This is a genomic window from Halobacillus sp. ABR2_026, assembly GCF_056158545.1.
This window is the reverse complement of the sequence record NZ_JBSWTM010000001.1, coordinates 3,746,741-3,762,704: the sequence shown is the minus strand read 5'-3', so window position 1 is coordinate 3,762,704 and position 15,964 is coordinate 3,746,741. Positions and strand designations below refer to the sequence as shown.

Sequence of the window (15,964 nt, the reverse complement as noted above, 5' to 3'; positions counted from 1 at the left end):
TAGGGGGACGGATGTGTGAGACAAAAGGAGATGTATCACAATAGTTTTGAAGAATCTTATCGAGAGCCTTTCGGTGCTGCACCGAAGGGTTCTCCTGTTACACTCAAAATCGACATCAGCGACCGATACAGAGTATCCCATGTCATCCTTCATTACATCTTAGACCGCACCGACGATGAGAAGACGAAGGAAATGGATCTTCACAGTCAGGAACATCAGCAGGTCTCTTATGAAACGACCATCCGTATGCCGGATACGCCCCAGCTTATATGGTATTTCTTCGAAGTTGTATTAGAAGATCAGACGCTTTTTTACGGGCGGGAAAAAAGCTATGAAAGCGGCGATGGAGAGGTGTATGATCATATTCCTCCATCCTGGCAGATCACGGTATACGACCCTTCCTACAAAACTCCAGATTGGTGGAAAAACGCGACGATGTATCAAATTTTCCCTGACCGATTTTATTCAGCTGGGGATTTAGAGATGGAAAAGGCTCCTGAAACGAGTCTTGTGCACGCTCATTGGGAAAATGACCCGGTTTACATCCGTAATGAACGGGGAGAAGTGATCCGGTGGGATTTTTTTGGAGGGAATCTCAAGGGCATTACAGAGAAACTGGATTACATCCAATCTCTTGGAGTGTCTGTCCTTTACTTGAACCCGATTTTTGAAGCGGAGAGTAATCACCGGTATGATACAGGTGATTACCATAAAGTAGACCCCCTCTTAGGCACGAAAGAAGATTTGGAAACATTGATCAGTGAAGCTGCAGCCAAAGGCATTGAAATAATGCTCGACGGGGTGTTCAGTCATACCGGGAGCAACAGTATCTATTTCAACAGAGAAAGTAAATATGATTCATTGGGGGCTTATCAGTCAAAGAACTCCCCTTACTACACGTGGTACACCTTTCATCATTATCCGGACGAATATGATGCCTGGTGGGGAGTGGGGACTCTGCCTACCTTGAATAAAGAAAACGAAGCGTATCAAAACTTCCTCGTTCACAATGACGACAGTGTCATTAAAACGTGGCAGAAATCCGGCATGAACCATTGGCGTCTCGATGTTGCTGATGAATTGACCGATGATCTCATCAGTCAAATTTATCGACAGCTGAAGCAGAACAATGAGAATAGCGTCCTGCTCGGTGAGGTGTGGGAGGATGCCTCCAACAAAACAGCCTATGGAAAAAGGCGTGATTACTTTTTGGGTGGTGTTCTGGATTCTGTGATGAACTACCCGATGCGTCGCATCATGCTGGATTTCATGAAAGGCGAAATGGATGCTTATGCGGTTCACAGACGTCTTATGACTTTATGTGAACATTACCCTAAGGAATACTTCTACGCACTCATGAACATGCTTTCCAGCCATGATGTAGAACGGATTTTAACAATGTTGAAAGACTATCTCCCAGATGATTTTGGTGGAGATGAAAAAGATAAGCTCATCATTAAGCAAGTCAAAGCCCTCAGTTTATGGATTTATGCCTTTCCAGGCGTTCCATCCCTTTATTATGGTGATGAAGCAGGAGTGACTGGGGGAGCGGACCCGGATAATCGCAAGCCTTATCCATGGGGCAGGGAAGATCAGGAACTGATGGATTGGTATAAGAAAATCGGGCAGTGGCGGAATGAACATACAGCTCTTCGAACGGGACACTGGAAATCGTTCACTCTCGATTATGATGTCATCGGTTTTGAACGCTGGACGGATGACGGAGTGGACCATTTCAACGGAGAAGCTTCTAATGAACGGATTCTTTATCTATTCAACCGTCACACGAGAAAAAGCATAGAAATCAATCTTCCTATTCAAAAAGGGAAGTGGCAGCATTTAGAGAACAAAAAACGTATTTTCAGCTCTAAGAACAATGTCTTAACGATTCAATTAGAACCGTGTGAAGCGATGTTGTTACGTTTGATGAAATAGGAGGGAAAAGCGATGGGGTTTTTAGATGGTCTTATGGGGAATGCAAGTCAAGTGGATGTAGATAAACTGGAAAGAGAGCTGGAGGATATCCTCATTGAAGGAGAGGCGATCCAAAGTGGATATAAGGTGTTGAGAGACTCTTTCATTTTTACAGATCGGCGATTACTGCTGATTGACAAACAAGGCATGACGGGGAAGAAAGTAGAATATCACTCGATTCCATATAAAAGCATTACGCATTTCAGCGTGGAAACAGCCGGAAGCTTCGATTTGGATTCTGAACTAAAAATCTGGCTCTCAGGATCAAATGAGCCGATCGGAAAACTGTTCAAGAAAGATAGTCCAATTGAAGAAGTCCAACAAACCCTTGCCACTTATGTTCTATAAATGTTTCACGTGAAACAATTCTGAAAATAAGCCTGGAGCAAAGGTTCCCGGCTTATTTTTTTATGCTTGGATCTGTTAAAGTTCAGTGTTGATATTTGCATCAACGGATGGAAGTGACCATGAATGATAGGATGGTAAAAGGGGGTTTATTTCCAATTGTCGAAACCTTTAGATGATCTACTTTTACGATTTCGAGATGTTTCCGGGTTCGTTATCGTGTGGAGTGCCGAGCTCCTTTCTCCCACGGGAGTCTCCCAGCTTCCCAATCCCCCCATTCCAAGAGGGGGGAAACGAACCCCTTTACCAACGTTGGATGGTCTTCCACTATCCCGGTGTGTAGGCATAAAACGCTATGTAGCAAGCTTTCCGGGTTCGAATACCTCGGTTTGGGCGTATGATCCTTATCCTCTCACCAACTAGAATAGCTGATGATTCATGAAGGGGTTTCGAGACACTGATCTAGCTAAGGGGCGGAGGGGGGGTGGCGAGACTCCTATCTTAAGTGTTTAGGCGTCTCGTTCAGCGGCGTATGGACTGGACTGAGCTGGAGGAGATAAAGGAAACACGAAGAACGAAGGGAATCGATGTTGACTTATCGTACAGAAGCGAGGGAAGTCTCACTAGCCGCTAGGCGCATAAACCGGATATCTATGAGGAAAAGAGTGCTGGGTGAGACCCGCAAGTCGTAAGCCTGAGGAGGCTCACCGCGCTCCCGCGGAAAGCGAGTCATCCCCCGCAGTCCCAAACTACCGCACAAGCATCTCGAAATAAAGTCTTCAAGAAAAGGGAGCTTTCGTTAAATAAGCCCAATATAAAAAAAGGGTCTTCCATTAAATTGGAAGACCCTTTTTTGCAGTAATATCAACACTAAACTTTAACAGAGCCTTTTGCTTAAATGAAAAGATGGTGCAGTGATTTTCTATCTGGTTCCGTAAGAGAATTTCAGAGATAACCCTAATTGACTTTTTCTGTTGAAGTGACATCAATAAGTTCAATGTTGTCATGCTCTTATAGCCATACACTTCTAAAAGCGTGGGAGGGTTAAAGAATAGGTTTTCACAACATTCTCGAATATACACCAAAAATCTAAAAATTCCATATAAATTTGAATTTTTGGTCTGATTAGCGCATCATTAGTAATAAATATATACTGTTAAACAACAATGAAAGCGTTATCAAAATGAGGTGTGGACATGAAGCTTGAATTGGCTCATAAGCAAACGACAGGCTTAGTAATGACAACAAAAATGCGTCAAGCAATCACGATGCTTCAATGGAATTCTGCTGAGCTGTGGGAACAAATTCAGCAGGAAGTCTATGAAAATCCCATTCTTACGTTGGAATCACCAGTCGGACCCTCCCATCACCACAGAGAAGCTTATCACGACCCCATCGACCAAATCGTTCCTGATAAAAAAAGCTGGAGAGACGGTTTGGTGGAGCAGGCAGGCTGGTTGAATATTGATCGTACATTGAAAAAAGCACTCTTATTTTTAATCGGAAATATAGATGATCAAGGGTTTTGTCGGATTTCTGAAGAAGAAGCGGCCCTTCAGACCGGTCAATCATTAGTTGTGATTAAGCGAGCAAGACGGTTGTTAATGCAGTTTGAGCCAATGGGAATCGGGTGTTTGAACTTCAAGGAGTTCCTGCTCTTACAAGTGGAGGAGGATCACCCGGATTCTTCCGTGCTATCGGTTTTGATAGAGAATCATTTGGAAGACCTTGCTACTGAGAATTTTATGAAGGTTGCTCAAGAGTTGGAAATAGAGGAACAGGTGGTTATCGATTCATTGAAAATTATTCAGTCTCTGGAACCACGCCCTCTTCTGATCGAGCATGGTCCGGAGAATATTCCGGCCATGCCTGATTTAATCGTAGAGAAGAATGAGGGGGGATATGTGTTACGTACGCCTTTTCAAGTAGGGGGACAAATCAAGTGGGATGAGCAGTTGGTTACCATGTATAAAGAAGGTAGTGAAGCTCATGAGTACTTGGATGCCTGCTTTAAGAAAGCACAATGGCTTCTCCAAAGCATTGAACAACGCCAGAACACCATTTTGAGAGTGGCCGAATTCATTATCAAACATCAGCAGGCATTCTTGAGCGGAGGTCCTTTAAAACCTTTAACTTTAAAAAAAGTCGCCAGGAAACTCGGCGTACACGAATCTACGATCAGCCGTGCTGTTGCTAATAAAGTGCTACAGACACCAAAAGGCCTGTACGAGTTGAAAAGTTTTTTCGGCACGGGATACCAATCTGCGGATGGAGGAGAGTTTTCAGCTTCGCATGTTAAGGGGTTGATTAAAGAAATGATTCAAAAGGAAGATCCTTTGAAAGCTCTATCCGATCAGAAAATGGCCACAGAATTAAAGGAAAAACACCATGTGAAGGTCTCCCGCCGAACTGTTGCAAAATACCGGGAGTCTCTTCACTTTCCATCTTCATCAAAACGAAGAGCTTCCGCACGCGAGGGGCTTTCTCCCGTTCTGTTGCATTCCTAGGTTAGTTCCCTTAAAAAAAGGGGATAGTCTAGTAGATGATGGATGAGGAGGAGTCACTGGTGAAAAAAATTGTATCGTATGCTAAAGATGTTTTTGCTGAATTTCAAAAAGATAACATTCCGTTATTAGGTGCTGCCCAGGCCTATTATTATTTGTTATCAATCGTCCCTCTGTTGATTTTGGTATTATCGATACTCCCCTACTTGAACATAGAAGCTGAAACGGCCATTCAGGCGATGAGTAACGTCATCCCAAGTGATACAGCACAAGTTTTCAGGGAGAATATTGTAGCAGTTGTGGAGCAGCCTAGCGGAGGCTTATTGACAGTAGGTATACTAGGGACGCTGTGGTCTGCGTCTAGTGGGATCAACGCTTTCATCCAGTCTTCCAATCTAGCATACAATGTGGAAGAAACAAGGTCATTCATCAAAGTCCGCCTGTTGTCCATCGCCTTGACGGTAGGAATGATTCTGGCGATTATCGTAGCTTTGGTGCTTCCTGTTTTTGGTCAGCTTTTGATTGATATGGTCAACCTGCCCTCTCAGACGGCTATTCTTCTTCAAGTAATCCGCTGGACGTTGAGTATTGTTGTAATCGGAGCGGTTCTTATGGCCCTTTACCATTTTGCTCCGAACAAGAACATTCCTTTTAAACATATCCTTCCAGGGGCAGTGATTACTGCTGTACTTTGGCAATTGATATCCCTGGGCTTCTCTTTTTATGTCAGTAATTTTGGTAATTACTCGGCGACTTATGGCAGCCTGGGAGGGATTATCATCTTGATGTTATGGTTCTTCCTCACAGGAATTATCCTTATGGTAGGTGCTGAAATTAATGTCATCTACCACCGCAGGCATGGAAGTGACAAAACAAAAGCAGCTTGATTCTGGACCTAAAAAAGTCCCGGATACCTTTAAGTGGTATCCGGGACTTTTTTATTTGAGTGGAAGTTGGATTTGATACTTACTCAGCAGTTCAGTCAAAGTAGGAATCCGGTAAGGTCCTCGGCCCATTACCGGTTCTGCTTGGAAAAGAGATTCCAAAATAGCTTCCTCTGTCGCTTCTCCTGCAGCTTCAAAAGCTGCCTCTATTTCCTCTTCATGCATCATGGAATAAGACTGAAGATTTTCTGTGCTGTGGTGTGTGATGTTCCAAGCGGTGGAAAATCCAAGAACCACATCTCCACTGCCATTTCCAATGATCGACCCTGTCCTGGATAACCCCGTCACTGTCCTTTTACATATTCGTTTTAATTGACGGCCTGAGACGGGAATATTGTCGCGACTACGATCATGATGGAACCTCTATCCTTTACATTCCTCGGCTCTATATAGCTCTGAAGTTTTTCCCCGAGGGGGTATCCCTTCACCCTAAAGTCTTTTAACCGTCCAAAATTAGTGAGTGCCAAAACTCCAAGCGTATAATCCCCGTGTGTAAGGGAGACCTTTCTTGAAGAGGAACCGATTCCTCCCTTCATGGAGTAACAAACCATACCACGGCCCGCCCCTACGCTCCCTTCAGAGAACGATGGGCGAGCTTTCGAGATCGCTTGTAATACATCTTCTTTACTTACGGATTGGGCGCGGATGTCATTGATATACATATCATTGCATTCACCGATGACTGGATTTACGGTTCCAGTTGTTCGACCGATTTCTGGATTTTCTTTCAAAGAGTAAGCGACCAGTGCATCATAGGCAGATCCTACGGCGAAAGTGTTCGTCAATACAATCGGTGTTTCTAGTGTTTCCAACTCTTCAAGCTGAACTGTCCCTGCTGTCTTACCGAAGCCATTGATGATATGAGAAGTCGCGAGCATCTTTTTTTGAAAAAGGTTACCTTGATGAGGAAGAATTGCGGTTACACCTGTTTGGGTATGGCCTTTATCCAATGTGTGATGACCCACCGTCACACCAGGCACATCTGTGATTTGATTTCGTTCTCCTACATGTAAGGAACCTATAGTGAACCCCTGTTTTCTTATGGATGAATTCATCGTAACACCTCCCTCTTCTTTATTCGAAAAGCTTCCCGATATATCCTTTTCATTGCATGTTCATACGATAGATAGCTTGAATATGCATACACCCTTTATCTTTCTGTTTTTTTCTGCATAAAGCAAGCATATGTGAAAAAAATTATTCGATTTTCCAAATTTTATTGATTGCGCTTACATCCTTTTAATATTCGGGTTTCTATGGAATATGAATTGTCGGATTTTCGTGAAAATTCAGCGTATGACCCTGATGGAAGAGTGATTCTTCAAGTCTTTCATGCTATACTAGTAAGAAACTGAAAAGACAGAATTTTTTAATATTTGCCTTTGACCTACAAGAATATGTCCGCTAGGGGGAGAAAATATGCAAAAACACGGATATCCTGTTCCGCAGGGGCTATATCATCCGGAAAATGAGCATGAAGCTTGTGGTATCGGAGTGATTGCCAACATCGATGGAACGAAGAGTCACAGTATTGTAGAGAATGCCATCACTATTCTATGTAACTTAGAGCACCGTGGTGGACAATCCGCTGATGTCAGTACAGGAGATGGGGCTGGAATACTGACTCAGATCCCTCATCATTTCTTCGAAGCACAATGTGAAAAGGAAGATATTTACCTGCCGGAAGCAGGAAAATATGGTATCGGGATGATCTTTTTTCCAGAGGATCATGAAACGAGAACTCATTGTATGAAGACATTCGAGCAAATCGTCGCTGAAGAAGGTCAGAAATTCTTAGGCTGGCGTACGGTACCGGTTAACGATTCGTTCGTTGGGGAAGATGCGAAGAAAACCAAACCTTTCATTCGTCAAGCATTCGTAGCTCCAGCTGAAAACATTCACAACCAAATGGACTTGGAGCGTCGTTTGTACATCATTCGTAAACGGGCGGAAATCGAGATCGCCGGAAAAGATGGGTACGATGACTTTTATATTAGCAGTTTGTCATCAAACACGATCGTATATAAGGGGATGCTGATTCCTGAACAATTGGATTCCTTCTATATTGATTTGAATCACCCGGATTTCAAAACGGCCCTCGCTTTAGTGCATTCCCGCTTTAGTACGAACACCTTCCCGAGCTGGAAACGTTCGCACCCGAACCGATTCACGATTCATAATGGAGAATTCAATACATTGCGGGGCAATGTGAATTGGATGAGAGCACGCCAGGAACTTTGCAACTCTGAATATTTCAGTGAAGAAGATTTGCAGAAGCTCCTGCCTGTCATCGATTCCAATGGCAGTGACTCTTCTATGTTTGATAATGCTTTTGAATTCTTATATCTATCCGGCCGTTCACTCGCTCATACTGCTATGATGATGGTCCCGGAGCCTTGGTCGAATGATGAAACCATACAAGAAGATAAAAAGAATTTCTACGAGTATCATAGTTGTTTAATGGAACCATGGGACGGTCCGGCTGCCCTTGCCTATACGAATGGGAAGCAAATAGGGGCTTGCCTTGACCGTAACGGTTTACGTCCTGCTCGTTATTATGTAACAAAAGATGGAATGATTGTCCTCGGATCCGAAGTAGGAGCCCTTGATATTTTCGCAGACGATATTTTGTATAAAGACCGCCTTGCACCAGGAAAAATGCTGCTCGTGGATCTAGAAGAAGGCAAGATTATTCCAGATGATGAAATTAAGCTTCAGATAGCACAGGAACATCCATATAAGGAATGGATCGAAGAGAATAAATTTGACTTGGAAGACCTTCCGGAGCCTATGACCGAACACCGCCCAGTCGATCAATTGATTGATCAGCAACTTGCTTTCGGTTATACCACAGAAGAGTTGAATAAAATCCTTATGCCGATGGTCAATGAGAAGAAGGACCCGGTCGGTTCTATGGGATATGATTCCCCTCTTGCGGTCCTGTCCAAAAAACCACAATTGTTATACAGCTACTTTAAGCAGTTGTTCGCTCAAGTAACGAATCCACCTATTGATGCTATTCGTGAAAAATTGATCACCATGGTGGAAACGACTATTGGAGCAGAGGGAAATTTGGTGGATCCGAAACCGGAAAGCTGCCGTCAAATCCGTTTGCAAACACCGATCTTGACGAACCGTGAACTTGAGAAGCTCCGCCAGCAGGATATAGATGGATTCGAGGCTCGAACACTTTCCATTTTGTTCGATGCAAAAGAAGGCGGCTTAAAACCTGCCCTTGATCGTTTATGCGATGAAGCGGACGCAGCGGTAGAAAGCGGGGCTACACTGCTCGTGCTCTCAGACCGTGGCATTGGTGAATCGTTTGCTGCGATTCCATCCCTGCTTGCTGTCTCTGGGCTGCACCATCATTTGATTCGAAAAGGGACCCGCACGAAAGTAAGCTTGCTGATTGAATCCGGAGAAGCGCGGGAGGTCCATCACTTCGCGACACTTCTCGGCTACGGAGCCGAAGGAATCAATCCTTACCTTGCGTATGAATCCTTGAGAGATTTATTGGATCGTAACTTGCTGGAAGCGGAGTCGCATGAGGGGGCTGTTCAAACCTATATCCATTCGGCAACCGACGGGATCATCAAGGTGCTTTCCAAGATGGGGATCTCCACTATTCAAAGTTATCGTGGAGCTCAGATTTTTGAAGCCGTCGGCATTCATAAAAATGTCATCGACCAGTACTTCACGCGTACAGCATCCCGACTGGGCGGAATCGGTCTTGATATCATTGAAAAAGAAGTACTCATGCGACACGAATTGGCATATGGAGAAACACGTGGTTCAAACCGTACCCTTGAAGCAGGAGATGAATACCAGTACCGCCACAATGGGGAAGACCACCAGTACAACCCGCAGACGATTGCGACGTTGCAGCATGCCTGCCGTTCCAATGACTATGAGTTATTCAAACAATATTCGAAGATGCTGACGGATGAGAAGAATAACTTACAGTCTCTTCGTGGATTGCTTTCTTTCAAGGAACGCCCTTCCATACCAATTGAAGAGGTGGAATCTGTAGAAGATATTTGCAGAAGATTCAAGACTGGAGCAATGTCGTTCGGTTCAATCAGTGAAGAGGCTCATGAAGCTTTAGCGATTGCGATGAACCGAATCGGAGGAAGGAGTAACTCCGGAGAAGGCGGAGAAAATCCTGATCGATTCACCCCTGAAGAAAATGGTGATTTGAAACGAAGCGCTATCAAACAGGTGGCGTCCGGACGTTTCGGTGTTAACAGTCACTACCTTGTCAATGCCGATGAAATCCAAATCAAGGTCGCTCAGGGTGCGAAGCCTGGTGAAGGAGGACACCTTCCTGGTAAAAAGGTGTATCCATGGGTGGCAGAAGTGCGTGGTTCTACTCCAGGAGTTGAACTCATCTCACCACCTCCTCACCACGATATATATTCCATCGAGGATTTGGCTGAGCTGATTTATAACTTGAAAAACGCCAACCCTAAAGCCCGCATCAGTGTGAAGCTTGTATCAGCTGTCGGTGTCGGGACAATCGCAGCCGGTGTTGCAAAAGGGCGCGCCGATCTTGTATTGATCAGCGGATATGATGGTGGGACAGGTGCCGCTCCAAGGACAAGTATTAAGCATACCGGTCTCCCATGGGAGATCGGTCTTGCCGAAACACATCAAACGCTCGTACTCGACCGCCTGCGTGACCGGATTGTCGTGGAAACCGATGGGAAAATGATGACCGGACGCGATGTTGTGGTCGCCTCCTTATTGGGAGCAGAAGAGTACGGATTCTCTACTGCGCCGCTTGTTGTGCTTGGCTGTGTGATGATGCGTGTCTGCCATTTGAACACATGCCCAGTCGGTGTCGCAACACAAGATCCTGAACTTCGTAAGAAATTTACTGGTGAAGCTGATCACCTGGAAAACTTCATGCGGTTCATAGCTCAGGAAGCACGTGAACTCATGGCAGAACTTGGATTCCGTACGGTCAATGAAATGATCGGTCGTACAGATGTCCTGCAGACAAATGAGGCCGTAGACCATTGGAAAGCCAAAGGTGTAGACTTGTCTGCCTTGCTTTATCAACCTGACGTCCCGGCAGATTATGGTCGTTTCGCCGTGAGAAAGCAGAATCATAACCTTGAAAAAACATTGGATATGGAAGAATTAATTCCGCTTTGCAAGAAAGCCATCGAAACAGGTGAACCCGTGACAGGTACCGGATCCATTCGAAACATCCACCGCGTAACGGGTACGATTCTTGGAAGTGAAATCACACGCCGATATGGGGCAGAAGGACTTCCTGAAGACACGATTAAACTGACCTTCAAAGGATCCGCCGGGCAAAGCTTTGGCGCCTTCATTCCAAAAGGTGTCACCCTTCGTCTTGTGGGAGATTCCAATGATTATGTAGGAAAAGGGTTGTCTGGAGGAAAAATCATCGTCCACCCTTCTACCAAGTCCTCGTTCGTACCTGAAGAAAATACGATTATAGGAAATGTCGCCTTCTACGGCGCTTCCGCGGGTGAAGCTTATATCAACGGACTTGCAGGTGAGCGATTCTGTGTTCGTAACAGTGGGGCCGATGTAGTCGTAGAAGGTGTCGGTGATCATGGTTGTGAGTATATGACAGGCGGGAGAGTTGTCGTCCTTGGAGGTACGGGAAGAAACTTTGCCGCAGGTATGTCTGGCGGGGTCGCTTACGTACTCGATGAGGCTGCACAACCGTTCGATACGAAATGCAACAAGGAACTCGTCCATCTCCAACAGTTGACAGATAACAAAGAAATCCAGGAACTATATGACATGATCGAGCAGCATGTTTCTTATACAAACAGTCCATTAGGGCAGAAGGTTTTATCCAATTGGAGCTACTTTGTATCTAGATTTGTCAAAGTAATTCCAAGAGATTACCTGTCCATGCAGGAACGGATTAAAAACCTTCGAGACAGTGGATTGGATAAATTCGAGGCTGAAATGACAGCATTCGATGAACGAAATAAACCGGTAGCAACAGTCAAATAACGGAGAAGGGGGAATCTGATGGGTAAGTCTACTGGATTCATGGAATATACACGCCAATCAACACCTGAGCGCGATCCTGAAACAAGAATAAAAGATTGGGAAGATTATAAGCTTCCCCTCTCAGATGAAGAGGCACAGAAGCAAGGGGCACGCTGCATGGACTGCGGCGTTCCTACCTGTCATTCCGGAATGGAGATCAATGGAATTACGAGTGGGTGTCCGGTTTACCACTTGATACCGGAGTGGAATGACCTCGTTTATCAGGGAAAGTGGCAGGAAGCTCTTGCTAAAGAACATGAAATGAACAATTTCCCGGAGTTTACAGGTTTTGCTTGTCCGGCACCGTGTGAAGGAGCCTGTGTTCTTGGAATCAATGAACCTCCCGTCGCTATTCGAAGTGTAGAGCGTTCGATTATTGAGAAGGGATTCGAAGAAGGATGGGTCAAACCAGAACCTCCGGCTTATCGGACAGGTAAGAAGGTGGCCGTTGTCGGCTCTGGTCCGGCAGGCCTTGCAGCAGCAGCCCAATTGAACAAAGCAGGGCACTGGGTCACGGTCTATGAACGTAATGATCGCGTTGGTGGATTGCTGACTTACGGCATTCCGGAGATGAAACTTCCTTATTGGGTAGTTGAACGGCGGGTGAACATTCTGAAGCAAGAAGGAATCACCTTCATGACGAATACTGAAGTTGGACGTGATTACCCGGTATCCCGGCTCAATGAAGAGTACGATACAGTCATTTTATGCGGAGGGGCTACCACGCCTAGAAATTTGGAAGTAGAGGGTCGTCAGTTAAAGGGGATCCATTATGCCATGGATTTCCTACACTCCAATACAAAGAGCCTGCTTGATTCCAACCATGCCGATCGAAATTACATCAGCGCAGAAGACAAGAATGTCATTGTAATCGGAGGCGGTGATACTGGAACCGACTGTATGGCAACATCGATGCGCCATGGCTGTAAGAGTCTGACACAGTTCGATATTTATGATAAAAAAGGTTCAACAAGGGATAACGAGGTCAACCCGTGGCCGCAGTATCCGGTCATCCACCGTGTGGAATATGGCCAAAAAGAAGCGGAGGCGACTTTCAATAAGGATCCTCGTGCCTATGCAGTCATGACGAAAAAGTTTGTGGGGGATGAAAACAACCGTATCAAAGAAGTGCACACGATTGATGTCGCTCTTTCTTATGATGAGAATGGAAACAAAGTACGTACAGAAATTCCGGGGACTGAAAAGGTATGGGAAGCAGACCTTGTCCTTCTGGCTATCGGCTTTAGTGGTCCTGAACAGGATCTAATTGATAAGTTGGAAATCGAAACGACTGTACGTTCGAATGTTGCGGCCCAGTATGGAAAGTACACCACGAACGTCGAGGGTGTATTTGCTGCTGGAGATATGCGACGAGGACAAAGTTTGATCGTCTGGGCCATCAACGAAGGCCGGGAAGTCGCACGGGAATGTGACCGCTATATGATGGGTGCTTCACAACTTCCATAAATATGAACCAACCTTTCAAGCCATCTCTAGTTCAGAGGTGGCTTTTTTCTATGGAGTTCCATGTCATGTTGTTGAAGAACCTCCCTCTTCTGCCCTCATCCTGCAAGGCAAACAGCCCAGTTCTCTTAATGAACGACTACAAGCATCTTTCGGTGATGGCTTTTCAAGAGACCTAAAGAAAACAATGGAAACAATTTCGATTCACGGCAACAGTTTCTGACAGAACATTTTCCTGGAAAAGTAATTTGTGTGTTTATTCTGTCGAATGGCCGGGTACGTAGATTGTAATGTTTATTTATTACTTACCATTCTAAAAAAATGGTTTCTTAAGGAGGAGCTCAATGAGTAATAAGAGATCAAGAAAAGATGAGCAGTTGGATCAGTTTCGGGTGGATGACTCCGGAAAACATATGACAACCAATCACGGGGTCAAAGTTTCAGAAGACGAATTTTCTTTAAAAGCAGGGGCCCGTGGACCTACTTTACTGGAGGACTTTCATTTTCGTGAAAAAATGACACACTTCGACCATGAGCGAATCCCTGAGCGTATTGTACACGCGAGAGGTTTCTCAGCGCATGGCGAATTTCAATTATATGAATCGCTTGAGAAATATACAAAAGCCGACTTCCTGACCGATACATCGAAGACAACTCCCACGTTTGTAAGGTTCTCTACAGTCGCAGGTTCTAAAGGTTCAGCGGAAACCGTGCGTGATGCCCGGGGATTTGCCACGAAATTTTACACAGAAGAAGGAAATTATGATTTAGTCGGTAATAACATACCTGTATTTTTCATTCAGGATGCCATCAAATTCCCGGATCTGATTCACGCCGTAAAACCAGAACCGCATAACGCAATGCCTCAGGCGGCTTCTGCTCATGACACCTTCTGGGATTTTGTAGGACAGAACCAGGAGTCTGCTCATATGGTGATGTGGACGATGTCTGATCGTGCTATTCCAAGGAGCTTACGGATGATGGAAGGGTTTGGTGTTCATACGTTCCGTTTAGTCAATAGTGAAGGAAAAGCCCATTTTGTAAAGTTCCACTGGAAGCCTTTACTCGGTACTCACTCTCTCGTCTGGGATGAAGCGCAGAAAATCAATGGTAAAGACCCGGATTTCCACCGCGGTGATCTCTACAACTCCATTGAAAATGGCGATTACCCAGAATACGAGCTTGGAATTCAGGTCATTGCTGAAGAAGATGAGTTCAAGTTCGATTTCGACGTTCTTGATCCAACGAAACTGTGGCCGGAAGAAGATGTCCCTGTTCAAATTGTTGGTAAGATGACGTTGAATCGGAATGTAGATAATGTTTTCGCTGAAAATGAACAGGTCGCCTACCATCCAGGTAATGTCGTACCGGGTATTGATTTCACGAATGATCCATTGCTTCAGGGGCGTTTGTTCTCTTACACGGATACGCAATTGATCCGTCTGGGGGGACCGAACTTCCATGAACTTCCGATCAACCGCCCGGTATGCCCTTTCTTCAATAACCAGCGGGATGGCTATGGCCGTCAAACCATTAATAAAGGCCAGGTCAGTTATCATAAGAACTCCCTATGGAATAACACACCTGCTCCTGCAAGTGAGGAAGAAGGCGGGTATTCGCACTATCAGGAGAAAGTAGAAGGCCACAAAATACGTGCCCGAAGTGAGAGCTTCAAAGATCATTTCTCTCAGGCTACGCTTTTCTGGAACAGTATGAGCGATCATGAAAAACAACATATGATCAACGCATTCAGCTTTGAGCTCGGAAAAGTTGAAAGTGAAGCTGTCCGGGAGCAGGTAGTGGACATGTTCTCTCATGTAAGCCTGGAGCTTGCCCGGGGATTCGCAGAAAATATCGGTGTGACACCTCCTGAAAGTGGTGGTTCTGATGTCACAAAATCCTCTCCAGCCTTAAGTCAGGCGAACACCGTGCATAAAGCCTCCACGCGTAAGGTAGGCGTTATTCTGGCTAGTGGCTTCAATGGAAAAGAAGTCAATCAGGCCCTTGAAAAGCTTTCTTCAGAAGGCATCATGACGGAGATCATTAGCGATAAGCAGGGGATGGTCAAGGGAGACGATGGGTCAGAACTGAAAATCGATCACACCTTCCTCACGACAGACTCTGTGCTATATGATGCGATTTATGCTGTGGGGGGAAGTGATGAAGGCGAAGCGTTTAAGAAGCACACGTCTCATTTCCTAAACGAAGCATTCTCCCACTTTAAACCGCTAGGCGCGACACACAATGCAGTGAAATGGCTCAGCGATAATAAACTTGCAGACCAGAGTGGTGTAGTTACCGGTGATGACATGGATGGATTTGCGAAGGACTTCGCTCAGGCTGTCGCTGCCCACCGTCATTGGGATCGTCAATTAATATAAGAAAAGACTGCCGGACTCGGTGTATTCGAGTCCGGTGTTTTTTTGGTTGTAACACGACTAAAGGTCCTGTCCTCTAGTGGGGAGGATTTCCTTTATTTGGTGTCTCCAAGGGTGAAATGAAGGTTTTTTAGTATAGTTTGTTTAAATGGCGTGAAGATAAGGGAAAGGATGAGTAAATATTATAAGGTGAAGAGGTGATTCCATGATTCGAACAATTTTAATGATCATTGGTTTAGTTGTCGTGATCGGTTTTATTATTTCTCTGCTATAATGAATAATTTTCATATGATCCATAAAAATGACCGGTAGTCTA

7 protein-coding genes and 1 pseudogene are annotated in these 15,964 nt (G+C 45.0%); 7 read left to right on the top strand and 1 reads right to left on the bottom strand.

Translation table 11 applies throughout. The features are described from left to right. Positions 1-15 precede the first annotated feature (15 nt). From ACXADE_RS19035 to ACXADE_RS19020, 4 genes are all read left to right on the top strand, one after another. A complete protein-coding gene (locus ACXADE_RS19035; protein WP_474981994.1) occupies positions 16-1,935 on the top strand; it encodes a glycoside hydrolase family 13 protein in 1,920 nt (639 codons plus the stop codon). Positions 1,936-1,947: 12 nt separating this feature from the next. Continuing rightward, positions 1,948-2,322: a PH domain-containing protein gene (locus ACXADE_RS19030; protein ID WP_474981993.1), complete on the top strand. Its 375-nt coding sequence runs from the start codon at positions 1,948-1,950 to the stop codon at positions 2,320-2,322. A gap of 1,193 nt (positions 2,323-3,515) precedes the next feature. Next, entirely contained in the window at positions 3,516-4,826 is a 1,311-nt protein-coding gene (gene rpoN, locus ACXADE_RS19025; protein WP_474981992.1) for an RNA polymerase factor sigma-54, read from the top strand. A gap of 59 nt (positions 4,827-4,885) precedes the next feature. Continuing rightward, entirely contained in the window at positions 4,886-5,710 is an 825-nt protein-coding gene (locus ACXADE_RS19020) for a YihY/virulence factor BrkB family protein (protein ID WP_474981991.1), read from the top strand. Between the two features lie 51 nt (positions 5,711-5,761). Here the strand turns inward: ACXADE_RS19020 and ACXADE_RS19015 are convergent. Continuing rightward, positions 5,762-6,822 (bottom strand): annotated as a pseudogene (locus ACXADE_RS19015) (DmpA family aminopeptidase). A gap of 364 nt (positions 6,823-7,186) precedes the next feature. Here ACXADE_RS19015 and gltB point away from each other — a divergent pair. The 3 genes from gltB to ACXADE_RS19000 all read left to right on the top strand — a co-directional run bounded on the left by gltB (position 7,187) and on the right by ACXADE_RS19000 (position 15,651). Further along, positions 7,187-11,767: a glutamate synthase large subunit gene (gene gltB, locus ACXADE_RS19010; protein ID WP_474981990.1), complete on the top strand. Its 4,581-nt coding sequence runs from the start codon at positions 7,187-7,189 to the stop codon at positions 11,765-11,767. Between the two features lie 18 nt (positions 11,768-11,785). Continuing rightward, positions 11,786-13,273 carry a glutamate synthase subunit beta gene (locus tag ACXADE_RS19005; RefSeq protein WP_474981989.1) on the top strand — a complete coding sequence of 496 codons (1,488 nt, stop codon included), beginning with the start codon at positions 11,786-11,788 and terminating at the stop codon, positions 13,271-13,273. Between the two features lie 341 nt (positions 13,274-13,614). Then, positions 13,615-15,651 carry a catalase gene (locus ACXADE_RS19000; RefSeq protein ID WP_474981988.1) on the top strand — a complete coding sequence of 679 codons (2,037 nt, stop codon included), beginning with the start codon at positions 13,615-13,617 and terminating at the stop codon, positions 15,649-15,651. The last annotated feature ends 313 nt before the right edge of the window (positions 15,652-15,964 follow it).

Excerpts from the sequence above, each read along its gene's own strand:
- ACXADE_RS19030 (WP_474981993.1), top strand. The coding sequence starts at position 1,948 with ATGGGGTTTTTAGATGGTCTTATGGGGAATGCAAGTCAAGTGGATGTA.
- rpoN (WP_474981992.1), top strand. The coding sequence starts at position 3,516 with ATGAAGCTTGAATTGGCTCATAAGCAAACGACAGGCTTAGTAATGACA.
- gltB (WP_474981990.1), top strand. The coding sequence starts at position 7,187 with ATGCAAAAACACGGATATCCTGTTCCGCAGGGGCTATATCATCCGGAA.
- ACXADE_RS19005 (WP_474981989.1), top strand. The coding sequence starts at position 11,786 with ATGGGTAAGTCTACTGGATTCATGGAATATACACGCCAATCAACACCT.
- ACXADE_RS19000 (WP_474981988.1), top strand. The coding sequence starts at position 13,615 with ATGAGTAATAAGAGATCAAGAAAAGATGAGCAGTTGGATCAGTTTCGG.